The following is a 23,685-nucleotide window of genomic DNA, read 5'->3' on the forward strand; positions in this document are numbered from 1 at the left end:
TGCCTGATTTTGAAAAGGCTTTTTATTATGCTCGTTTTAATCTTAAAAATTTTTAATTCGGCACAAATGTAGAAAAAAAGAACAATTTTCATAATGACCTTTTCGCAAGGCATTGAATGTAATCGGGTTAGCATGGCTTTATGATAAGCTAAAAGGTTGAGGAGTAGCAGTGTTTGCAGAAAGGTATAAAAAGAAAGAAGGAGACTCAACAGTCTCCTTCCTAAATGTTAACCCCCAAACACACAATATGGGATGAATCCCAAATGCATTACAAATATATGTTTTCTCCAGCATAAAAAAAACAAATACAAAGTAAATTATTATTTTATCTATGAATTTAGATGAATTGATACGTTCGTATTCGAATTCATAAATATTATGTTCCGCTTTTTGATATGGAACCTGGAATGTCTTAATTTTGCCCGGCAGAGGTTTTAGGGGCTTTCCCAATCGAAAACCACAGAAATTTCAAACAGAATTTATTATCTTGCTTGCATTAAAGCTAATGCTGATTTCAATTTACAAGAATGAAAAACCGACTACTTATACTATGCATATTTGGAGTTCTGACTGTCTTTAGTGCTTACGGTCAATATCCTGAAATCGAAAATACTCTCGATAAAAAAGTAAAAAGCTTTTTGGAGAAAAACGCCAGCGAATGGCGCGATATGAATGTTCCCCTAACCGATGGAAAAATTCTGTACGATATTATTGTTGAAAACGGCTACACTTCTGCCGTTGAAATTGGAACCTCAACCGGTCATTCTGCCATCTGGATTGCCTGGGCATTGAGTAAAACAGGAGGGAAGCTAATAACTATTGAAATTGATAAAACCCGTTATTTGCAGGCCAAGGCGAACTTTCGTAAAGCCGGTGTTTTAAAATATATCGACGTTAGACTGGCCGATGCACACCAGTTGGTGCCCGAGTTAAAAGGAGAGTTCGATTTTGTTTTCTGCGATGCGGATAAATACTGGTATAAAAACTACTTTATTGCGATGGATCCAAAGTTGAAAAAGGGGGCTTGTTTTACTGCTCACAACACTTCGACACGTCTGAATGGCATTGGTGAATTTCTTCGCTATGTTGAAAACCTGGAAACTTACGATACAACAATCGACCAAACCAGTCGTGCCGGAATATCAAAAAGTTTTAAAAAATAAACGAACTCATCTTGCATAATTTGCAAAAGAAACTGGAGCGCCAACTAGGTTTATTTCCTGTAACCAATATCGTTATTGCCAATATTATTGGAGCCGGAATTTTTACTACAACCGGCTATTTAATGGGATTTTTGCAGAACCCTGTTGTTATGTTGATTTTGTGGGGAATTGGCGGTTTGGTTGCCTTGTGCGGAGCCATTTCGTTTGGTGAATTGGGAGCTGCTTTTCCCGAAGCCGGTGGCGAATATGTATTTATATCAAAACTGTACTCGCCAATGCTGGGTTTTTTAAGTGGCTGGCTATCGCTCATAGTTGGCTTTTCGGCACCCATTGCTGCCTCGGCAATCGGTTTTGCAAAATACTTTACCTGGGCCTTTCCTCAGTTACAAAACTGGTTGATGCTAAATGAAATCCTTAGCGTTGAAGATTTTAGCCGTTGTATGGCCATTCTTGTTATCGTTGGTTTTAGTTTTGTGCATTCGCGCGGGATAGTGCTTGGTGCCAGGGTGCAAAACTGGCTTACCTTACTAAAAATACTTTTGGTAGTAGGATTAATAATTGCCGGTTTGCTTTTGGGCAATGGAAGTATGCAAAATGTACACCCGGCCTTGCCCTTTCAGTTTTCGTTCGACAATTGGAAAGCAGTTGGTCTTTCGCTAATGTTTATCATGTTTGCCTACAGTGGGTGGAACTCGGCAACTTACATTGGTTCCGAAATTCGGGAGCCGCGAAAAGTTATTCCGCGTTCTTTACTCATTTCAACTTTAACAGTAACTGTTTTATACATTCTGCTAAATCTGTTTTTTGTGTATTCGGTGCCGGCATCACAAATGCGGAACGAACCTGAAATTGGAGGTTTAGCCGCCGGAATGGCGTTTGGTGCAACTGCCGAAACCATTGTTTCATTACTTATTTCGTTTGCCCTCTTTTCTTCGTTAAGTGCATTTATTATTCTGGGGCCGCGGGTTTATTATAAGATGGCCAGCGATGGTTTGTTTTTTCAGTCAGTGGCCCGAATTAGTCCGAAACATAAAGTGCCCTCTAATGCTATTTTGTTGCAGGCAGCAATTGCTATTGTGCTGGTTCTTTCGGGTACTTTCGAGCAGATTTTAACCTACATGGGGTTTTCATTGGGAATTTTTCCGATTATAGCGGTGGCGGGCAATATAAAATTACGACGATCGAAACACCAGCAATTGCGCTTACCGGGTTATCCGTATGTACAGCTATTTTTTATTGTGGTAAGTACGGCTATTCTGGTTCTGGCCTATTTCGAGCGACCTGTAGAGTCGAGTATTGCTGTTTTAACCGCTTTGTCGGGTATTCCGGTGTATTATTGGTTTCAGCGAAAAAAAGTTAAGCAGACTGAATAGTTTTTAGCATCGATTCAATTTGCTCCTTGGTCTTTTCCTGCAACTGTTTGTGATCGTTGTCCAGAATCGGTTCACCATAACGAATGGTAACGCGGGTTAGCGGTTTCCCCAGCTGCCGGAAAAAATGCCCCACAAAAGTGTCCTGGTCAACCCAGGCATCATTCACGTCGTTAAAATCAATAGCCATCGGAATAACAGGAATGTTCCCATCGGCCGCAATTTTGAAGCTGCCGTTTTTAAACTTTTTGGTAAGCGGTCCTTTGTAAGTTGTTCCTTCAGGGAAAAGAATTACCGGAATACCGCTGTTAACCGACTCTTTTATTTTTTTCATCGTTATCAGAAGGCTTTTCTGGTTTTTCCGGTCAACCAGAATGGAATTGGTAACACGTGCTCCCAAAGCCACAAAAGGCCATTTGGCTATTTCTGCTTTTCCAACCATAGCTGCAGGAGTCATGGCTGCAACAATAAAAATATCGATGTAGCTCCGGTGATTGGGCATCAGGATATAATTGCCCGATTTGGGAATTTCATTTTTATCCACTTTTATTCCGCAAATAAAAAGAATGGTACGCCCCCAGGTGCCGGCCACCCACTGTTGCATGCGCCGACTAAAACCTTTTGTTTTTAGCCAAAACCACCCGATTATGGTAACATAAGCACTCATAAACAGCACCAGTAAAAGCCTGATGAAAGCGAGCGGCGAGAATAAAATTATACGGGCGATTTTCATTGAAAGCATATCTGTTTAATTGCAAACTTTTCGGATTTATTAGCGGATCCGAATCACGTCAACATTCTTATTGATTACAAATATGCGAAAAGAAGCAATACGGATAAAAAAAGGATTCCAGGTTTTAATCGCGCTGGAATCCAGGTCTTGTGGTTGATTCTATTAAAAAGTGACAAATTGTAATTCGTAGGATTATTTCTACTTAATGATTATACATTTTTCAAAGCCTGAAGTACTTTGTCTGGTGTCATCGCCATTTCAAGTAATCGGGCTCCCGTCTGATCGTAAATAGCATTTCCGATTACGGCTCCCATACAAACAATTGCCGGTTCTCCACCTCCCTGCGGAGGCGTGTTTCTTTGCAGAATTTTAGTTTCTATTTCCGGTATCCACGAGAACCGTGGAATTTCATAGGTGTCGAAGTTTTTGGTTTTCACTTTTCCTCCTTCAAACTCAATAACCTCTTTGAGGGAATAACCCAGCCCCATGTTTATACAGCCTTCCATTTGAATGGTTGCACCCTGTGGATTTACACAAAATCCCATTTCCTGCGCTACCCAAACCTTTAAAACTTTCACTTCACCGGTTTCTTTGTTAACATCAACTTTGGCAATGTGTGCAACATAGGTTCCGGCATCAGAACCAATAGCAACACCGAAACCTCTTCCTGACGGTGATTTTCCCGGTTTCCAGTCAGCCATTTCTGCCACGGCTTCCAGCACATCGATAGCACGTTGGTCTTTCAGGTTTTTTAGTCTGAATTCCACCGGATCGATTCCGGCTTTGGCAGCCATGATATCCACTTGTGTTTCGCGTGCAAAGGTGTTGGTGCTGTTGCCCGGTCCGCGCCACGCTCCGGTGTCGAAAGGATGTATTCCCGGTGCTCTCCATCCACGTCCGTAAACCGTTCTTTTCTGATGAGGCACATCGTACAGGGTTTCGGAGCCGCGGTCGCCGGCATAATAAACGTGGTAATCCCAGAAGGTAATTTTACCTGCGTCGTCGATTCCCGAGTTTACTTTTAAAACTGCTGCCGGACGGAAGTTATCATAGAAAAACTCTTCTTCCCGTGTCCAGTCAACCATAATCGGTTTACCGGTTAGTTTTGCCAGTTTTCCTGCCTCAACGGCTTGTCCGTGGGCCGATTTTCCACCAAAACCACCTCCCAGGTAAGGAGGTTTCACCCGAACTTTCTCTGCTTCCATTCCCAATATTCGGGCAATATTTGATTGGGCGGGGAATGGTGTTTGCGTTCCGGCCCAAACAGTCATTTTATCGCCGTCGAAATAAGCCATTGCAGTGTGAGGTTCCATGGGCGAGTGGGCAACGTATCCGTCGTGGAATTCGGTATTAAAAACCGAGGTTGCCAGTTCTTCTCCTTTTGAAAGATCTCCCTCATTAATATTTACATTTCCTTCCGGTGCACGTTCCTTTAGATAATCGAAAATGTTGTCATTATTAACCGGTTTGTCAGCCTTCTCAAATTTAGCGCGAAATAAGCCTCGTGCTTTTTCTGCCATTTCCGGGTCTTCATGCAAAGCAGCCACAAGGTCGCCATCTTTTACAATCTGAACTCCGTCAATTTTTTCAGCCTCCGATGTATTCACCGAAATTAATTTTGCACCATGTGATGGCGGACGTAATAAACGGGCATAAAGCATTCCGGGTAAACGCATGTCGCCGGAATATTTGGCTTTTCCGGTAACCTTTTCCATGCTGTCGGCACGGAATTTCAGCTTGCCCATTATTTTGTATTTCGAATAATCTTTAACGGTAGCATCTTTTTTCGCAACCCGTTCTATGCGTTGCCCATTGGTAAGTTGAGCGTAAGTAACGGCCTCTCCTTTGTTCTGACGATTAAAAACCACACCTTCAGTAACTTCGAGCTTGTCCACTTCTGTACCCAGTTTTTCCGCAGCCAGTTCCAATAAAACCTGGCGCGCTTCTGCTGCAGCGGCCAACATCGACGGCCCGAACATGCGGGTTGTAAGCGAACCAAACGTTCCCATGTCCCAAGGACAGAGATCGGTGTCGCCCATTACCATTTCAACATTTTCGTACGCTACATCAAGCTCATCGGCCAGCATCATGGCCAGGCCCGTATTTGCTCCCTGACCCATCTCTATTTTTCCGGTATAACACGATACTTTTCCATTCTCATGAATTCGAAGAAAAGCATTAAAATCATCCGGTAACTGCCGTTGATCTCCATCAGCCGCCATCAGTTTTAGCGCTGCTCCGGCATGAAAGAAAACATAAATACCTCCGCCAAGCAATTGAATAAAGTTCCGGCGTTTTATGGTGTTGGAAGGGGTGTGTCCTTCTATATAATCCTGAATATTTTTTGCCTTATCCATGTTGTCATTTTTTAGGTGTGAATACATTAAAAGCTGAATTACTTGCCGTTTTGCATTTCGTTTGCAGCGGCTTCAATTGCATCGAGAATACGGTTGTGAGCACCACAACGACACAGATTGTCTTCCATTCCCAAAATAATATCTTCCCGGCTCGGATTTGGCTGATCGTTTAATAATCCCACAGCATTCATAATCATGCCCGGAGTGCAGTAGCCGCATTGCAGCGCATCATGGTCGGCAAATGCCTGCTGCACCGGATGCAGCTTTTCCCCCTGTGCAAGTCCCTCAATTGTGATCACATTTTTGCCGGCTACCTCGCCAATGGTGGTGGCACACGACCGGGTTGCCGAGTTGTTGATGAGTACGGTGCAGGCGCCGCAATATCCTTCGCCGCATCCATATTTGGTGCCTGTCAGGTTGAAATGTGTTCGCAAAACCCAAAGCAGCTTTTTCGACTCTTCCAGTTCCACCGAAACATTTTTTCCGTTTAAAGTAAATTCGATTTTCGCTTTCATTACAGTTGGTTTAATATGATTTAGATTTCCTGCAGAATTTAGTGTTGTTTCAAATTCCGCGTGAAATCATTTTTGGCAAAAATGCTCTTCCTTCAAATTTACTAAGAATTAATTACAAAGAAAATGGGGAAGTGGTAATGGTGTAATACTCCTTGGAAGAACAGAAGTTATTGAATGGAGATAATGCGTGCAGTAATACTAAGAACCAAAACAGGATTCTGCATTTGAGGTTTGCTTAAGGGTTTTAAGGCTAAAACAATTGATTATCTGAAATAAAAAAAGAGAGCTGTTATTGCTCTCTTTGTTGAGGTTCCTGGCGGAGTCGAACCGCCGTACACGGTTTTGCAGACCGCTGCCTAGCCACTCGGCCAAGGAACCTTGTACGTTTTCGGACTGCAAAAATATAAAATTTTGCAGTTCTCGCAACATAAAAAATAAAATCGTGTTATTTTCTGCGTTCTTGCCAGTTTGCATTTACATGCAAGTCGCTGGCACCTAACTGCCAACCGATATCAGTCGATTTTGGATTATTTCCCTCGTGAAGCTCTCGCTTCTTTTCAGTAGTGCACGATTTTCGGCACTTCCCTTCGTTTAAATTATTCGAACTATAAAACATGAGTAAAAGGTTGAATTATTTTTTTCGAAAATACGAAAAAGAAGTTCGAATAATTTGATAAATGTCAGTATTGAGCTGGGGATTAAATATTTAATAACATGGGATTATGTTAGTCGCGAGCTACAAGTTACGAGCTGCGAGTTTTTTCGATTAAAGTATTTCAGCATTAAAGCATTTCAAATCTCAGTCCTTCATTCCTTCCATCCTTCGACTTCGCTCAGGATGACGTTCTGTAAACAGTGACCATAAATTATCGCTCCAGAGTAACGCTTACCCGTTCCATTTCGCCTCCCATTGGCGGATTCATTTTCGAGATTTTAACTCGGGCTTTATCAATTGCCGGGAACCGGTCGTAAAGGGTATCCAAAATACGTTTGCTTACATTTTCCAACAAAGCTGATTTAATCTGCATCACTTCTTTTACAGTTTCGTAAACAGCCTGGTAGTTCAGTGCGTCGTCGAGATTGTCTGATTTGGCAGCAGCAGCGCAGTTTGTTTCCAGTCGCAAATACACTTCAAAGTGGTTGCCAACAATTTGCTCGGCCGCAAAATGCCCGTGATAGGCATAAAATTTCATTCCCTCTATTTCAATTACTCCCATCCCTAATTAATATTATTGCAACAAAAGTAATAATTTGAACAGGTGTTAAGTGTACTCACAAATCATTTTTTAATTTTGTAGCCTTATTCAATAGGGGATAAATCAAGAAAATGGCAGAAAAAAATACAAATACTAATGCTGAAGCGCCCAAAAGGGCCAACTTTATTCATGCACAAATCGACGCCGATTTGGCCGCAGGGAAAAATGATAATCGTGTACATACACGTTTTCCCCCCGAACCCAATGGTTATTTACACATTGGCCACGCCAAATCGATCTGTTTAAATTTCGGGTTGGCGCAAAAATACGGAGGTAAAACAAACCTTCGTTTCGACGATACCAACCCATCAAAAGAGGAAACTGAATATGTTGAATCGATTATGGAAGATGTGCGTTGGTTGGGTTTCGACTGGGAGGATCGTTTGTATTACGCATCCGATAATTTCCCAAAACTACACGCTTTTGCCGTTCAATTGATTGAAGAGGGCAAAGCTTATGTCGACGACCAAAATGCTGAAACCATAAGCGAGCAAAAAGGAACGCCGCAGAAACCGGGAACTGAAAGTCCGTTCAGAAATCGTTCGGTTCAAACCAACCTCGATTTATTTGAGCGAATGACAATGGGCGAATTTAACGAGGGAGAGAAAGTGCTGCGTGCAAAAATAGATATGGCATCGCCGAACATGCATATGCGCGATCCGATTATTTACCGGATAATGAAAGCCGAACATCACCGCACCGGAAATAACTGGTGTGTGTATCCGATGTACGATTTTGCGCACGGTCAGTGCGATTACTGGGAAGGAATCACCCATTCGATTTGTACCTTGGAGTTTGAGGTGCACCGTCCGTTATACGATTGGTTTATTACGCAGTTGATGGATTCGGATTACCGTCCGCGTCAGATCGAGTTTTCGCGTTTGAACCTTACGTACACTGTAATGAGCAAGCGTAAATTACTGGAATTGGTGAAAGACAATCACGTTCGTGGTTGGGACGATCCGCGGATGCCAACTATTTCGGGTTTACGCCGAAGAGGTTACACGCCTGAATCGATCCGTAATTTCTCGGATAAAATTGGCGTAACAAAAGTGGATGGAATGACTGATGTGTCGCTGCTGGAATTCAGTGTGCGCGATCATCTGAATAAAATTGCACAGCGTGTAATGGGCGTGCTCGATCCGCTGAAAGTGGTTATCACCAATTATCCTGAGGATAAAGAAGAAATATTAAGCGCCGTAAACAACCCGGAGGATGAATCGATGGGGCGTCGTGATGTTCCATTTTCACGCGAGGTTTATATCGAACAAAGCGATTTTATGGAAGATCCTCCACGTAAGTTTTTCCGTTTGGGGCCCGACCGCGAGGTGCGTTTGCGCTACGGTTACCTGATAAAATGTAACGAAGTTATTAAAGACGAAAACGGCAAAATCGTTGAGCTGCACTGTACTTACGATCCCGAGTCAAAAGGAGGAAAATCTTCCGATGGTAGAAAAGTAAAAGGTGTGGTACACTGGGTATCGGCAAAACATGCTGTTAAATCAGAAGTGCGCCTTTACGATCGTTTGTTTACCGATGAAGAGCCGGATGGACATAAGGATGTAGACTTTAAAGAGTTTATGAATCCTGAATCGTTAAAAGTGCTGAATAACTGTTACCTGGAGCCATTTGTAAAAACAGCTGAACCGCTCGATCATTTTCAGTTTGAGCGAATGGGCTACTTTAACATGGATCCGGATTCAACGCCCGAACTGCCGGTGTTTAACCGAACAGTTCCCTTACGCGATTCGTGGGCAAAAGCACAAAAAAAATAAAAGCAAAAAGGTTGTTTTCGTATCGGGAACAACCTTTTTTTATGCCTTAACTCCGGCATTTTTACGATATAACCCATCAAATGCGTCATTCCCGTTAATACCTGCATATACCCATTTACCGATTCATAACCTTTGTTAACCGAATGTAAACTGTTTGGCCTGCTTGCGATTTTTACTTTTGATGCGTAAATGCAAAAAACACTATCATGGAAAAAGTGCCACAGGAAAGAACGCAAAAAAAGGAAAACTCAAAAGAAGTCTTGGCTTTAGTTTTAATCGGTATTGGTTTGGTATGGATACTAAAACAAACCGGTTTCTTTTTTGATTTTCCGTTTTTAAACTTTCATGACATTTTTAGTCCTGTAAGAAGCGTTTTTCATGGAATAGGGCATTTTGTTTTTTCATGGCCTGTTATTTTGATCATTATCGGTGCAGTATTAATGGCCGGCAAACGTTCCGGCGGTTTAATACTGCTAATTATTGGAGGAATATTTTTATTGCCAAAACTGATTTTCATATCAGGAGCGGCAATTGTGTTTCTTTTCCCGGTAATCTTAATTGCCGTGGGAATTGGGTTGATCGCGCGTTTGTTTTAGCCCGTAGTTGCGAAGGAAAGTAAATCCACTAAAAAAATGGACAGTGTTTAGAGGATTATCAATATTTTAGGACAGTTAAAACTTTTATCATGGATAATAAACCGGAGAGTACAAACAGAAGAGCCTTTTTGGGCTTATTTCTAATTGTGGTAGGTGCACTGTGGATTTTCGAGCGCCTCGATCTTATTCCTTCATTTTGGAACGATATTCTGATCTCGTGGCAAATGTTACTTATCGGAATTGGGGTCTTCTCCATAATCGGAGGGAATAAAACCACAGGAACAGTTTTAATTGTAATCGGAGGTTTCTTTTTGATTCCGGAAGTGGCTCATATACCTTATGAATTACGACGAATAGGCTGGCCGGTATTAATAATTGGTATTGGCGTGGCAATTCTGGTAACACACTCCGGAAGACGAAACCCTTTTGAAGGCCCCAATTTTAATCCGGGAGATCAAAAAGGGCAGGACTACTTCGATGATTTTGTGATCTTCGGAGGTCGCGAAGTGTATGTAAATTCGCAGAACTTTATGGGCGGAAAAAGCACTTCAGTTTTTGGCGGAACGGAGTACGATCTTCGTCAGGCAAAACTTTCGGCCAATGGTGCTGTTATCGACACGCTGGCTTTATTTGGCGGCTGCGGTTTTAAAGTACCACCCGACTGGACGGTGAAAAATGAAGTAACAGCTATTTTTGGTGGTTATACCGATAAACGCGGTGCTTCGTTGAATCAAATTGTTCCCGATCCATCGAAAACGCTGGTGATAAAAGGTTTTGCGGCTTTTGGTGGCGTAGAGATCAAATACCTGTAAAATGGACTTTAGACATCCCTTTATAAAATCACCACGGTTGGCCATTTCGTATGTTGCGTTTTGGTTGATACTGGCAGTGGTAATGGTTTTAGTGGTTGTTTCGGTTGGCGAAAGTGATTTTATTACCGCCATGACCGAACGTTTTGCCTACATCATCCTTTTCGGATTTTTAGGAATTGCCATCTGGTATGTCATAAAATTCAGTACCCTCGAAGATAACAGTGTTGGTCGTGTAATTCTGGCCCATGTTATTGCCGCCACCATAATCGTTTTAATTTGGCTTTACATTGGTACGGTAATTACAAAACTCATAAATCCCGGGCAGTTAAAGGAAGATCATAACTATCTGTTCACCGGGCTTTATAACGGATATTTGCTTTATACATTTAACGTGGTGTTTTTCTACGCCGTAAATTATTACCTGGCATTTAAAGAAAAAACCAAAAACGAAACCAAGCTAAAAGCGCTGGTAAAAGAAGCCGAATTGCATGCCTTAAAATCGCAGATTAATCCGCACTTTTTGTTTAACAGCTTGAACAGCATTTCGTCGCTTACAATGACCGATCCGGCAAAAGCACAGGAAATGGTGATCAACCTTTCGCAGCTGATGCGCTATTCGCTTAAGCACGACCAACGCGAAAAAGTAACTGTTCAGCAGGAAATAGATAATAACAAGCTGTACCTGAAGATTGAGAAGGTACGTTTCGGGAAAAAGCTGAACCCGGTTTTTGCGGTTGAAGAGAATTGTTTAAAGGCCGTAATTCCGAATATGATACTTCAGCCGCTGTACGAAAATGCCATAAAATACGGTGTGTATGAAGCCACCGAAACCATCGATGTAATTACCCATTGCCGGTGCGACGACGATAAACTTGTGGTAACCATCAGCAATACCTACGATAAAAATGTATTAAGCAAAAAGGGCGAAGGAATTGGATTGCGTAATATCCGCGACCGCCTGCAGGTGATCTACGGAAACCCGCATTTGCTGAAAATTGAAGATAAACAAAACGAATTTACCGTAACTTTAACCATTCCTCAAAAATTGTAAACCATGACTGAAAAATTGCGCACAATTATAGTTGAAGATGAAGAACTGGCTCGCAACCTGATGAAGTCGTTCCTTGCAGATAATGACGCTATTGATCTGATTGCCGAATGCGAAAACGGTTTTGAAGGCGTAAAACAAATCAACGAGTTAAAACCCGACCTGGTTTTTCTTGATATCCAAATGCCAAAGATCACAGGTTTTGAGCTGCTGGAGTTGCTCGAGCACAAACCACAGATAATATTTGCCACGGCCTACGACCAATATGCTTTAAAAGCCTTTGACTATAATGCAGCCGATTACCTGTTAAAACCCTACTCGAAAGATCGTTTGGATGAGGCCATTCAGAAAGTTCTGGAGCGCATTCAAACCGAGGGAAAAGAGTCGGATGTAGCCGAAAAAGTAAGCGATTTTCCAAAGGATGAATACCTCGACCGTATTGTGGTGAAGGATCGTCATAAAATTCATATCGCTCCGGTTGATGCTGTGCGTTACATCGAGTCAATGGATGATTATGTAATGATCTACACCAACGATGGACGCTGGATGAAACAAAAAACCATGAAGTATTTCGAGAATGCTTTAAACCCGAAAAACTTTGTGCGTATTCACCGCAGCTACATTGTAAAGGTCGACGAGATCGAAGAAATACAGCAATACGAAAAGGAATCGTACATTGTTATACTGCACGACAAAACAAAATTGAAAGTCAGCAAAACAGGTTATAAAAACTTGAAGGGGGTGTTGAATTTCTAATATTTAACAGCAATATTTCAAGAAAAACTATGTTGTCCTCAAATAGAAAACCTTGTGGTATTAAATCGAAAAAAAAGGAAAAGAGAAGAGTTGCAAAGAACTTTTGGAAAAGTTAAGGACGACTCATTTCATTTTGATTTAATTGAAAGGTACTTTCGGGCAAAGGATAATTCTAACGCTTTTCAGACGCTTTCGGATAAAATATGCAACGATCTCGATTTTAACGAGTTGTTTATGTTTGTCGACCGGACTCACTCAAAAGTAGGGCAGCAATATTTGTATCAAACACTGAGAACTATCCCCCAATCGGATCATAATTCGGATGAAACACTGATTGGTCATTTCCTGAATGATCCCGATTTCAGAACGTCAGTTCAACTTCAATTGGAGAAATTAAAAAGCACTGATGCTTATTATATCAGCACACTTTTTCAGGAGGAGCACCAAAAAGCGCCCGGGTGGTTTTTTATATGCAAAATATTATCGGTACTGAGTTTGGTTTCTGTTCTTTTAATTCCGGTATCTCAACAAATCAAATTTTTCCTGTTCGGGATTTTCATCATAAACATGATGATTCATTTTTGGAATAAAAGAAACCTGTACCAGTATTTAGGCTCGATACCTCAATTGTTACGCTTAACAAAAGTGGCATCCGAGCTTTATAAAGATGAGCGACTTACCACACAAAATAGTGAGCTTGGAAAATCCCTCAAAGCCATTTCTGGCATAAAAAGAAGGCTGTCGTTTTTCAGGCTGGAAGCTAAAATGGATAATGATATGGCTGCGTTGGTGGCAGGTCTTATTGAACTCTTCAAAATACTGTTTCTGATTGAGCCCCTCTTCTTGTTTGGGGTATTAAAACGGCTCGATTCCATGCGCCGGGAAATGGATGATGTGTTTAGCTTTGTTGGGAAAATTGATGTTTTATTGTCCGTTGCTTCACTTCGGGAAGGTGCACCAAATTACTGTATTCCAAAAATTAGTGCGCAGGCCAAAAAGCTACAGGCTAAAAATTTATATCATCCCTTAGTACCTGATTGTGTTGAGAATGATATTAATATCGATCAGAAATCAGTTTTGCTCACCGGATCAAATATGTCGGGCAAAACAACTTTTATCCGAACCGTTGGCATTAATGTTATAAGCGGATTAACCTTAAATACTTGTTTCGCGGCTGATTTTGAAATGCCACGAATGAGGGTGTTTTCGGCCATCAGAATCAGTGATGATCTGCTAAATGATAAGAGCTACTATTTCGAAGAGGTTCTTACTATAAAAACAATGTTGGAAGCCGGTACCCAGAAATATCCAAATTTGTTTTTACTCGACGAAATATTCAAGGGAACAAACACTATTGAAAGGATTTCTGCTGGTAAAGCAGTTCTGTCTTCACTGGCAGGAGGAGAAAATATTGTTCTGGTTTCCACACACGATATTGAGCTGGCCGATTTACTTCATGATGAATATGCTTTGTTTCATTTTAGCGAGAATGTCAATCATAAAACGGTAGATTTTGACTATCGGATAAAAGACGGCAAACTGAAAACAAGAAATGCGATCAGGATTCTGGAGATAAATGATTATCCCGAAAGTATCGTTAAAGAAGCGAATAGTATATCTAAGGAACTGGATAATAATATTTAAAACAAAGCTGGTCGATAAATCACCCCATTTCGTCTTCTCTTTTAATGCCGAAGTTTTCCTTCGTGACATAAATCTTCTTTGAAAAGCTTATTATTTCTTATATTAAGCGCCAAATAAAACTGAACCTAAACTGATTGATATTAGCCGGAACCTGATATTTTTTATTGCATTTTTCTTACAATGAATTCACTCATTTAAAATAATTCTATGAAAAAACTCACACTGTTAATGGCGGCCGTATTTTTGGTTTCATCGGTAGCCTTTTCCAAAAAGAAAGAAGAAGAGAAAAAGGAAGAAGACAAGCCTTTTGTTAATTCGGGGCTGGTTAGTGGCCTGAAATGGCGAAGTATTGGTCCGGCATGGGCAAGCGGTCGGATTGCTGATTTTGCCGTAAACCCCGACAATCATAAAGAGTATTACGTGGCTGTTGCTTCGGGTAATGTTTGGAAAACCACCAACAATGGCATTACCTGGAGTCCGATCTTCGATAATTACGGTTCGTATTCAACAAGTGTTGTGGTGCTCGATCCGAATAACTCAAACGTGGTTTGGGTTGGAACCGGCGAAAACAACCACCAGCGTGCATTGGGTTATGGCGATGGCGTTTATAAATCGCTTGATGGTGGTAAGTCCTTCAAAAATATGGGCTTGAAAGAAAGCCGCCAGATTGGTGGAATCGTTATCGATCCACGCAATTCGGATGTTATTTTTGTTGCTGCTGAAGGATCGGCATGGGGACCGGGCGAGGAGCGTGGCCTGTACAAAAGTACCGATGGTGGCGAAACCTGGAACAAAGTGCTGGAGATTAGCGAAAACACCGGTGTAAACAATGTGGTGATGGATCCTTGTAATCCTGATATTATGTACGCAACATCGGAGCAGCGTCGCAGAACTTCGTTTACAAAAATTGGGGGTGGACCGGAATCAGCCGTATATAAAAGTACCGATGGCGGCGAAAACTGGCGCAAGGTCATGAAAGGACTACCTTCAGTTCATATTGGAGGAATGGGAATTGATGTATCGCCCGTTGATCCGAATTACGTGTATCTGATTGTGGAGGCTGCTGAAGATAAAGGTGGTTTTTTCCGCTCGACTGATAAAGGCGAAAGCTGGGAGAAAATGAGCGATTATCACTCAAGCGGTCAGTATTACAACGAAATAGTGTGCGATCCGAAGAATGTGGATAAGGTATATTCAACAGAAACGGTATCAAAAGTAACCGTTGATGGAGGAAAAAACTGGACAAGCATAAGCACCCGTGGCCGTCACGTAGATGATCATGCCATTTGGATCGACCCGACAGATACTGAGCACTATATTATTGGTGGCGACGGTGGTATTTACGAAACCTGGGACGACGGAAAGACTTTTGATTTTAAAGAAAATCTGCCGGTTACGCAGTTTTACCGTGTTTACCTCGACGATGCTGAGCCGTTTTACAACGTTTACGGCGGAACACAGGACAACAACTCGATGGGTGGTCCTTCGCAAAATACAAGCCGCGATGGTGTGATTAGTGACGAGTGGGAACCAACGCTTGGTGGCGATGGTTTCTGGGGAGCTATCGAGCCCGGAAATCCAAACATCGTGTACTCGGAATACCAGTACGGAAATGTGTATCGTATTGATAAAAAAAGTGGCGAGAGTTTAAGTATTAAACCTATAGAACGCAAAGGAGAACTGACTTACAAATGGAACTGGAATGCTCCGTTGTTTATCAGTCCGCATAAGAATACGCGTTTGTACATGGCGGCCAACAAGGTTTTCCGTAGCGACGACCGTGGCAACACCTGGGAAGTGATCAGCGATGACCTTACTGCACAAATCGATCGCACATCAATTCCGGTAATGGGTAAATACTGGCCGGCAGAGGCGGTGGTTCGCGATGTGTCAACCTCGCAGTGGGGAACCATTGTGGCACTTGAAGAGTCGACATTGCAAGAAGGATTGTTGTATGCCGGAACCGATGATGGTGTTATTTCGATCACTGAAAATGGCGAAAACTGGATGCAGGTAAAAAGTTTTCCGGGTGTGCCGGAACTGACCATTGTTAGCGACATTTGTGCCGACCGTTTTGATGCAAATGTGGTTTATGCAACTTTCGATAACCTAAAACGCGACGACTTTAAACCTTACGTTTGTAAAAGTACCGACAAAGGAAAAACATGGACTTCCATCTCTGGTAATCTTCCAGAGAACGGTTCGGTGCACACCATTATGCAGGATTTTGTTCGTCCTGAGTTATTGTTTGTTGGAACAGAGTTTGGCATCTTTTTTACCGTTGATGGTGGAACAAACTGGGTACAGTTAAAATCGGGGATGCCAACTATTCCGGTGTTCGATATTGCTATTCAGGAGCGTGAAACCGACCTTGTCGCAGCAACATTTGGCCGTGGTTTCTACATTTTGGATGATTATAGCCCTTTACGAGAAATTTCAGCGGACCTTGAAAATACTGAAGCTGATATTTTTCCGATAAAAGATGCACTGATGTTTGTACAAACCAGTGGTAAAAGCAACCAGGGAAGTACCTACTTTACGGCGAAAAATCCGGAGTACGGCGCAACTTTTACTTATTATCTGAATGAGGTGCCAAAAACAAAAGAGCAGCTTCGTAAAGAGGAAGAGAAAGAGTTGTTTAAGGAAGGAAAACCAATTCCGCAACCTACATGGCGCGAGTTACAACTGGAAGGTCAGCAGGAAAAATCGCACCTGATATTTACCATTTACGATAAGGATGGAAATGTAATCGATCAGTTTACAAAAGCTCCTTCAAAAGGGGTGAACCGTGTGAACTGGAATATGACCTATGCGGCGACAGCAAATGCCCGCATTGGCGATAAATATAACCCGATTACCAGCGCAGGTCGTGGTATTATGGTAATGCCCGGAACATACAAAGTGGGTATGAAATTGTGGCACGAAGGCGAACTGACCGATTTGGTTGAGCCGGTTTCCTTCACTTGCAAGCGTTTGAACAATACCGAACTTCCGGCAGAAAACTACAACGAAAATGTTGAGTTTGCCGAAAAAGTGAATAAACTGGCACTGGCCGTTGTTGGAACCAACCGAATGATTAGTGAAACCACTGCAAAAGTGGAGAAGATAAAACAAGCTGTTTACGCTACTCCGGGAGCCAGCACCGAATTAATGGATAAAGCCCGCGCAATTGGGGTGGCGTTGGAAGAGCTGAACTTTAAAATGGATGGTGTGCCGGCCAGGGCAAGCTGGGAAGAAATTCCTCCTGCACAAGTGCCGTTAAACAACCGTTTGAGTGATATTACTTATACTCACATGGGATCGACAACGGGAATTACCACCACCGAGAAACAGGCTTACGAAATTCTGACAGACGAATTTCCTCCGGTGTTGGAAGCGTTGAAAAATATTGTTGAAAAAGAAGTTCCGGCGCTGGAAGCCGAACTTAATAAGATAAATGCTCCATGGACTCCGGGACGTTTACCGGAATGGAAAGAGTAAAATAGCTACGAGCTACGAGTTGCTAGCTTCTAGCTCGTCTCCCTTTGAGAAAGGGGATGTGAGATTAAAAAAAAGATGCCATCCGAAACTGTATACATCAGTAGGATGGCATCTTTTGTTTTTCAAAAATTGAAAGAAAACAGGTAGGCTAACGAACCTGTAAATTGATGGCCGATTCTCGCTTATTTCGTATTAACATCTACACCCCAATATTCAGTAATCGCCTTTAATTCGTCGCCGGTAAGATAGGTAACCGCACCGTGTTTCGGCCGTTCGAAACCAATGGTTTTCATTTCGCCCTCGTTAAAATGCCCAATGTTTTTGTATGAAATAAAATCACTGGTTTCGCTAAACCCCATGTTGTTGGGGCGCCCGCCATACACATCATACATCAGCACATAAGTATCGGTGCCCAAACGCCTGAAAACATTGGGAGCTTCGGTAGGTTTGCTTTCTGGATCGATGCGCCTTGTTTCCGTAACATAGTCTTTATTTATTTTATCCGAAACAGCGTGTAAAATCTTTGCTCCCGAAACATAATGCATGTGGTAGGTATCGCCAAGTTTTGTAATGTCGCCGTCTATTCCTCCTAACTCGGTAATCATTTTTGGAGTGGTTTCAAGGCTGGTAAATTCCTCGTTGGTATACGAATAGTACATGTTTGCATTGGCATTGTTGTAGCGGATGGTAAAATACACCATCATTTTTTTCTCTTTAGTATCGTAAATGGTTTGCGGTGCCCACGAGCAGTCGATATCGCCCAGTTCGGGGAAAGCTTTATCAACCCGAAAATCGGAATGTGTCCAATGGATCAGGTCGTAGGATTTCATCAGTACAATGGCGCGGTTATTTCCCCATCCGTATTTTTCTTCGGGGCGTTGCCATTGGGTGTCGCGATGGCCTGCGCGCTGTCCGAAAATATGCAGGTCGGTCATGGCCAGGTAAAAGGCGCCATCTGGGCCACGGGTAATGTGTGGGTCGCGAACGCCTTTTTGTTCGGCCAGTTTTGTACCATCAAAAATCGGCTCGCCATTGTTCAGGTCGGTAAAAGTATAGCCATCGCTGCTAACAGCCATGTAGGCGCTTTGTGTCTGGTCTTTAAAATAAACCAACAAATAGGCCGCCAGGTCTTTTGTGTTAAAATTTTGGGCTGAAGCCGGTTTTTGTAGTTCGTCTACAATTTCAATTCCTTTGGCTTTGTTGGTTGGCACGTCGGGTGTTTGTGCCTGCACGGCAGCCCCTGCAATAAAAGCTAATAGCAATAGTGAGGTAATAAGTTTTTTCATAAAAAGTGATTTTAAATCCGGGTTATTATTCGGTACGTTTTTTTATCGAGTGACTAATATACTATTTATCTTTTTGTGTTTAAGCAGAAGTAATTCAGGTTGAAACAGAGGGGATAGCTTTATTATATCTAATCATTTTTTTTCAATGTTATCAATTATTGACTACCTCAATTATTATAAGTTTAATTCCTTCAAAATAGTAATAAAGGTTGGAGTTGTTAATCGCCATGAAATCATAGGATATTAATACGAATCATGATTAACCAGAAGATTATTAGTGTTTGTTTTTCTTCCGATAATTGCACTATTTCTTTGTTTAACTTCTGCTTTATAACGGACGTTTTTCATATCGAAACTAAAGAAAATAGTTGAAAAACTATAAATAATAGTAGAGGGACTAAAAAATATAGTTATATTTGTTTTGTATTCTCCCTCTGAGATTACAAATCGCTTTAAATTTAAAAGTTTGAACCATGAAAAAACTTACGCCGAAAGAAGAAGAGATCCTTAGTTTGTTTTGGGAGAAAGGCCCCATGTTTGTGAAAGAGCTGAAGGAATTATATTCCGATCAGAAACTGCACTACAACACCCTTTCAACCATGGTTAGGGCAATGGAGGAGAAAGGATTTATTGCGCATGAGAAATTTGGAAATACCTATCGCTATTTTGCTGCAGTATCAAAGGAAGATTACAGCAAACAGTCGTTAGGAAACGTGGTGAAAAAGTATTTTAATAATTCGTACAAGAGTGTTGTATCTGCCCTGGTTGAAGAAGAAAACCTTTCTGTTGAGGATTTGCGGAAGTTGATTTCGGAGATTGAAAACAGCAAAAACGAATAAAGATGACACCCTTTTTTGCCTACCTTATAAAATCGTCAGTTAGTCTGGCTCTGCTTTATTGTTTATTCCGATTAACCGTCAGAAACGATAATAATCATCGTTTAACCCGCTTTCTTTTGCTTTCTATTATGGTGCTGTCGGCAAGCATTCCATTCCTGACTGTCCAGCTCTTTTATAAGGAAATTGAAATGGCTTCAGCCGGTATTGCCAGGGAAATTGTTTCAGCTCCATTTGTAACACAATCACTGGATTCTTCAGTTAGTATACAAACTCCGGTTCATGAAAATATTCCTCCAATTAACTATTGGGCGATATTTTATACGGCAATCATTTCACTGCTTTTATTTCGACTTATATTTGGAATTTATCGCGTTTCCACAATCATAAAAAGTGCCGAAAAGCACCGTTTCCGCGAAATAATTCTGGCAGTTGTGAAGGACTTTGTACAACCCTTTACATTTCTGAATAAAGTTGTCCTTTCGGAGAAGGATTTTCACGAGAACAAGGCTATTGTTGTGGCACACGAATATGCGCACATCAGGCATAAACATGCCGTAGATTTGCTGTTTTGCGAGCTGTTTACGGTATTGCATTTTTTTAATCCGTTTATGTGGCTTTTACGCCGCGATTTAAAATTAGTACACGAATACCAGGCCGATGAGGCCGTATTGAATACAGGCATCGATGCACAAAAATACCAGTTGCTGGTATTGGAGAAGGCCGTTGGCGAAAGACGTTTTGCCATGGCAAACCATTTTACTCAAAAACCCATTGTAAAAAGATTAAAAATGATGACAAAAACAAAACGTCAGAAATGGGGCATGGTGAAGGTGATTCTCTTTGTGCCCTTAATAATAGTGCTTCTACAAGCATTTGCACGACCCGATTTGATTACAAAATCAGCAGATTTTATTCCGGTACGCTACACGGAAAATAAGGCGGAGCAATGGCTCGAAAAATGGAACATCGATAAAATTGGCGATGGAATTTACCAACCCGATTTTAAAGACAAAAACGCACCTCGACAAGCCAATAATGTTTTGGTGATATTAATGAATGCCAAAGATGAGTATCTGATAGAAAATCAATATCCCGGAGATAAAAATATTAAGCAGATTGTAGAAGATTATCTGCGCGGGAAAAATCCGGATGGGAACAAAGGTCCTGATTTTATTGAAAGCGAAATTCCGGGTATAGGAACAGTAAAAGTTTCAGAAGGCTGGATCTCGTATCGTAACGATATTGAATCGTCGAGAGAAGCGATAAACTTTACCTTGCGGCAAATAGGAGAGGCTTACCTCCAAGCCCGGGAAGCAAAAGCGTTTATTTTGTTTGGAAAGAAATATCTCGATCTGGATGAAGAGAATCAGAAAACAGTAAACGAGATTATTCCAATCCGATTTTCGTACGAAACACCAAAAAATCCCCGCTCAAGTACCTGGTTGCCCTTTGACGGTAAACCTTCGCCCGAACCAAAACCAATGGAATTGTTGGTGCGCTACGATGGTACGATTGTTTTCGGCAGTAAAACCTACGAAAATCTGGACGAATTTGAACACGATTTGAAGGTATGGAAGCAGGAGTTGGAGGCGATTAGTAAAGAAGAAAGAACGAATCATTATTATCGAGTAAACGCAACTTTCGAGCATGGTTCAGAAACGCAGCAAATTTGTTCAAAAGAGATAAGTAAGATTAATTACATGCTTTGGAAACAAAGTATGCATGTAGAGCAAATTCATCATGTATTCCCTGAGGAGTTGAACAAACCCGGTTTGGAAATGGATAAACTTAAAGCAAGGGTGGATCAGAACTCGGAGTTGTTCATTCCTGAAGGTTTTTCTCCAGACGGCGATGGCATTCACGATTTCTTTGAAATAAAAGGCATATATCCTCAATATCAGGATGCGAAGCTGGTGATATTTAATAACGAGGGCCAAAAAGTGTTTGAAAAAAAGAATTATGGGAACACGGATATCTGGGGGAAAGGAAAAGAATGGTGGGACGGTTCTTCTGAAAACGATAAATTGTCGGCAGGGAAATACAATTATAAGCTTGAGCTGGGAAATGGAGAAGTAAAAAATGGAACTTTACTGTTAGCAAAAATGCCACCACCACACGTCTTGGGAATAGTCCCCGATAATCCTCAATACCCCATCCCATCCATTCGCTTTCACGAAAAATGGCTAAGTGTTAACAGGGAAAGTTGTGAACTTGCGGATTTGAAAAATGTTTTGGAAAACCTGTTGCCAAACGACGGTACACAGCGAAGAGTGGAACTGGTTGTTTATTCAACCGTTTCTAACGAAAGAACTGAGCAGATATATGCTGAGTTGCAGAATGTGGATGATCTCGAAATAATTCGAAAAGATGTGACTCCGCCACCACCTCCACCTCTCAAGCCAATAACACTGAAAAAGGATGGTACAATAAATTTGGGAGGAAAAGAATACTCATTTGAAGAATTTGAACAGAGGATAATTGCAATGGAGGTGCAACACAGAAGGATTTCAAATAAAAATGATGTTGAAGGTTATAAGATGCGAGCCAAAGTAAATATTGAAGAAGGAACTGTCGATTCGCATATTATTCGTCTTAAAGAAATTATGAAAAAGGGAAGATTTGATGATATTGCTTACAGCATTTTGCCTTCACCACCAAAGTAATAGATGTTAAGTAGGTTGCACATAAACTTCGAGATTATAATAGGTTTAAAAAGCCCTCATAACCGGGATTTTTGTTTTCATAAAACCATCGTTTGTACGAGTCGTGGTTCCGCAAAACTAACTATCACGGAACATTTCTGAGAGCTGTTGATACTACAAGAATTCAATAAAAAAGCCTCTTTTGGTTAACAGATTTAGATAACAAGCTACAACCTTATGTGAGAGGATTCTAAAAAATGCCACCTGTTTTATAAGCAGGTGGCATTTTTTAGAGAATTATCTTGAGTGTTTAATTACATCAAGTAAGTTGAAGTATGGTCTGGTACAAATTACCCTTTCGGAACAGTATGATATATCGATTGTGTACTTTTTAGTATTGCGGAGAATTAAAAACAAAACGATGATATGGCTTGTTTTTAACTACCAAACGAAGTTATATCAGCACTTTGGAAGTTTGGCAACTAATAAGGGCTGCGTCACGTAGTAGAGGGGGTATGTTATTACAATCTGAAAGCAAAATTTATTACAATTAATAACCAGAAAAATGAAAAAGCTAATAATTGGTCTCACCATGATTTTGATGAGTGTAAACTTATCCTTTGCTCAGGAATCAACAACAGAGCAGGAAATTAAAGAACTCTCAAAAGCGAAGTGGCAATGGATGGCAGATAAAAATGTGGATAAATTGGAAACACTTTTCCACAACAAATCAAAATTTGTACACATGAGCGGCACATGGAACAAAGACTGGGAACTCGAAATTATAGAAACCGGTAGTATTTGGTACAAGCAGGCAGATGTTCATGATGTTGTGGTAGAAGTTTTTGATAACACGGCAGTTCTTTGGAACCGAATAACTTTAATGGCACATGTTAGAGGAGAAGATGTGTCAAATGAATTTACGGTTACTGAAATCTATAAAAAAGAAGGGAATAGCTGGAAATTATTGGACCTGACATTTAGCAGCGTTCGGGATACCCATCAGATTGCACCAAATGCGAATCCGGAACAAATAATTAAAGAACTTTCAAAAGCGAAATGGCAATGGATGGCAGATAAAAATACAGACAAACTGGAAAACTTATTTCATGAAAATTCAGTGTTCGTTCACATGGGGGGAAGTTGGGGAAAAGACCGAGAGATTGAAATCATCAGAAGTGGCGGAATTCATTACAAAAAAGCAGATATTCATGAGGTCTCAGTAAATGTAATCGAAAATACTGCAATACTCTTAAACAGGATAAGCTTGTTAGCTGAAGTTGGAGGAAATGAAGTCACAAATCCTTTTATGGTGACTGAAGTTTACAAACAAGAAAATGGAGATTGGAAATTAGCCTCACTATCGTTCACAAAATTATTAGAGAGCGAATAGACTGAAAAGAAGGCAGGAAC

18 protein-coding genes and 1 tRNA gene are annotated in these 23,685 nt (G+C 41.2%); 12 read left to right on the forward strand and 7 right to left on the reverse strand.

Going from position 1 to position 23,685, the window contains the following annotated elements:
• Window positions 1-527: 527 nt before the first annotated feature.
• Together LH29_RS17240 and LH29_RS17245 are read left to right on the forward strand one after the other, a co-directional pair.
• Window positions 528-1,163, forward strand: coding sequence for an O-methyltransferase (locus tag LH29_RS17240; RefSeq protein WP_045032199.1), 636 nt, complete (start codon window positions 528-530; stop codon window positions 1,161-1,163).
• 11 nt (window positions 1,164-1,174) lie between these two features.
• Window positions 1,175-2,536, forward strand: a complete 1,362-nt coding sequence (locus tag LH29_RS17245) for an APC family permease (protein WP_045032201.1) — start codon at window positions 1,175-1,177, stop codon at window positions 2,534-2,536.
• Here LH29_RS17245 and LH29_RS17250 read toward each other — a convergent pair.
• The 6 genes from LH29_RS17250 to folB form a co-directional block, all read right to left on the reverse strand.
• On the reverse strand, window positions 2,520-3,266 hold the full coding sequence (locus tag LH29_RS17250; protein ID WP_045032204.1) for a lysophospholipid acyltransferase family protein: 747 nt from the start codon (window positions 3,264-3,266) through the stop codon (window positions 2,520-2,522). The two genes, LH29_RS17245 and LH29_RS17250, sit on opposite strands and share 17 nt — an antisense overlap.
• Before the next feature lie 209 nt (window positions 3,267-3,475).
• On the reverse strand, window positions 3,476-5,623 hold the full coding sequence (locus LH29_RS17255; protein WP_045032206.1) for a xanthine dehydrogenase family protein molybdopterin-binding subunit: 2,148 nt from the start codon (window positions 5,621-5,623) through the stop codon (window positions 3,476-3,478).
• A gap of 38 nt (window positions 5,624-5,661) precedes the next feature.
• Window positions 5,662-6,138: a (2Fe-2S)-binding protein gene (locus LH29_RS17260; RefSeq protein ID WP_045032208.1), complete on the reverse strand. Its 477-nt coding sequence runs from the start codon at window positions 6,136-6,138 to the stop codon at window positions 5,662-5,664.
• Window positions 6,139-6,445: 307 nt separating this feature from the next.
• A tRNA-Cys gene (locus LH29_RS17265) sits at window positions 6,446-6,516 on the reverse strand.
• Between the two features lie 67 nt (window positions 6,517-6,583).
• Window positions 6,584-6,754: a hypothetical protein gene (locus LH29_RS24665; protein WP_157493744.1), complete on the reverse strand. Its 171-nt coding sequence runs from the start codon at window positions 6,752-6,754 to the stop codon at window positions 6,584-6,586.
• 250 nt (window positions 6,755-7,004) lie between these two features.
• Window positions 7,005-7,355 (reverse strand): dihydroneopterin aldolase, encoded by a 351-nt coding sequence (gene folB / locus LH29_RS17270; protein ID WP_045032210.1) that lies wholly within the window; start codon window positions 7,353-7,355, stop codon window positions 7,005-7,007.
• A 110-nt stretch (window positions 7,356-7,465) separates the two neighbouring features.
• On the opposite strand from folB, the gene LH29_RS17275 reads away from it, so the two are divergent.
• The 7 genes from LH29_RS17275 (at window position 7,466) to LH29_RS17305 (ending at window position 17,505) form a co-directional block, all read left to right on the forward strand.
• Window positions 7,466-9,169 carry a glutamine--tRNA ligase/YqeY domain fusion protein gene (locus LH29_RS17275; protein ID WP_045032212.1) on the forward strand — a complete coding sequence of 568 codons (1,704 nt, stop codon included), beginning with the start codon at window positions 7,466-7,468 and terminating at the stop codon, window positions 9,167-9,169.
• A gap of 206 nt (window positions 9,170-9,375) precedes the next feature.
• Window positions 9,376-9,765: a LiaF transmembrane domain-containing protein gene (locus LH29_RS17280; RefSeq protein ID WP_045032214.1), complete on the forward strand. Its 390-nt coding sequence runs from the start codon at window positions 9,376-9,378 to the stop codon at window positions 9,763-9,765.
• An 89-nt stretch (window positions 9,766-9,854) separates the two neighbouring features.
• Complete coding sequence (locus LH29_RS24010; RefSeq protein ID WP_052671054.1) at window positions 9,855-10,577, forward strand: LiaF transmembrane domain-containing protein; 723 nt, start codon at window positions 9,855-9,857, stop codon at window positions 10,575-10,577.
• A gap of 1 nt (window position 10,578) precedes the next feature.
• Complete coding sequence (locus LH29_RS24015) at window positions 10,579-11,628, forward strand: sensor histidine kinase (RefSeq protein ID WP_052671055.1); 1,050 nt, start codon at window positions 10,579-10,581, stop codon at window positions 11,626-11,628.
• Between the two features lie 3 nt (window positions 11,629-11,631).
• The gene (locus LH29_RS17295; protein ID WP_045032216.1) at window positions 11,632-12,381 is read left to right on the forward strand and encodes a LytR/AlgR family response regulator transcription factor; all 750 of its coding nucleotides are present in this window, start codon (window positions 11,632-11,634) and stop codon (window positions 12,379-12,381) included.
• Window positions 12,382-12,471: 90 nt separating this feature from the next.
• The gene (locus LH29_RS17300) at window positions 12,472-14,025 is read left to right on the forward strand and encodes a MutS-related protein (protein ID WP_198152492.1); all 1,554 of its coding nucleotides are present in this window, start codon (window positions 12,472-12,474) and stop codon (window positions 14,023-14,025) included.
• Window positions 14,026-14,232: 207 nt separating this feature from the next.
• A complete protein-coding gene (locus LH29_RS17305; protein ID WP_045032220.1) occupies window positions 14,233-17,505 on the forward strand; it encodes a VPS10 domain-containing protein in 3,273 nt (1,090 codons plus the stop codon).
• A 182-nt stretch (window positions 17,506-17,687) separates the two neighbouring features.
• Here LH29_RS17305 and LH29_RS17310 read toward each other — a convergent pair whose 3' ends face one another.
• Window positions 17,688-18,791 (reverse strand): glycoside hydrolase family 43 protein, encoded by a 1,104-nt coding sequence (locus LH29_RS17310; RefSeq protein WP_045032222.1) that lies wholly within the window; start codon window positions 18,789-18,791, stop codon window positions 17,688-17,690.
• A gap of 473 nt (window positions 18,792-19,264) precedes the next feature.
• Here LH29_RS17310 and LH29_RS17315 point away from each other — a divergent pair, with 473 nt between their 5' ends.
• The 3 genes from LH29_RS17315 to LH29_RS24955 all read left to right on the forward strand — a co-directional run bounded on the left by LH29_RS17315 (window position 19,265) and on the right by LH29_RS24955 (window position 23,665).
• Window positions 19,265-19,630 carry a BlaI/MecI/CopY family transcriptional regulator gene (locus LH29_RS17315; protein ID WP_045032224.1) on the forward strand — a complete coding sequence of 122 codons (366 nt, stop codon included), beginning with the start codon at window positions 19,265-19,267 and terminating at the stop codon, window positions 19,628-19,630.
• Window positions 19,631-19,632: 2 nt separating this feature from the next.
• On the forward strand, window positions 19,633-22,293 hold the full coding sequence (locus tag LH29_RS17320) for a T9SS type B sorting domain-containing protein (RefSeq protein ID WP_045032225.1): 2,661 nt from the start codon (window positions 19,633-19,635) through the stop codon (window positions 22,291-22,293).
• A 544-nt stretch (window positions 22,294-22,837) separates the two neighbouring features.
• Entirely contained in the window at window positions 22,838-23,665 is an 828-nt protein-coding gene (locus tag LH29_RS24955; RefSeq protein WP_082063815.1) for a nuclear transport factor 2 family protein, read from the forward strand.
• Window positions 23,666-23,685 lie beyond the last annotated feature (20 nt).

The sequence above is a fragment of the Draconibacterium sediminis genome (assembly GCF_000949475.1).
Taxonomy (GTDB): domain Bacteria; phylum Bacteroidota; class Bacteroidia; order Bacteroidales; family Prolixibacteraceae; genus Draconibacterium; species Draconibacterium sediminis.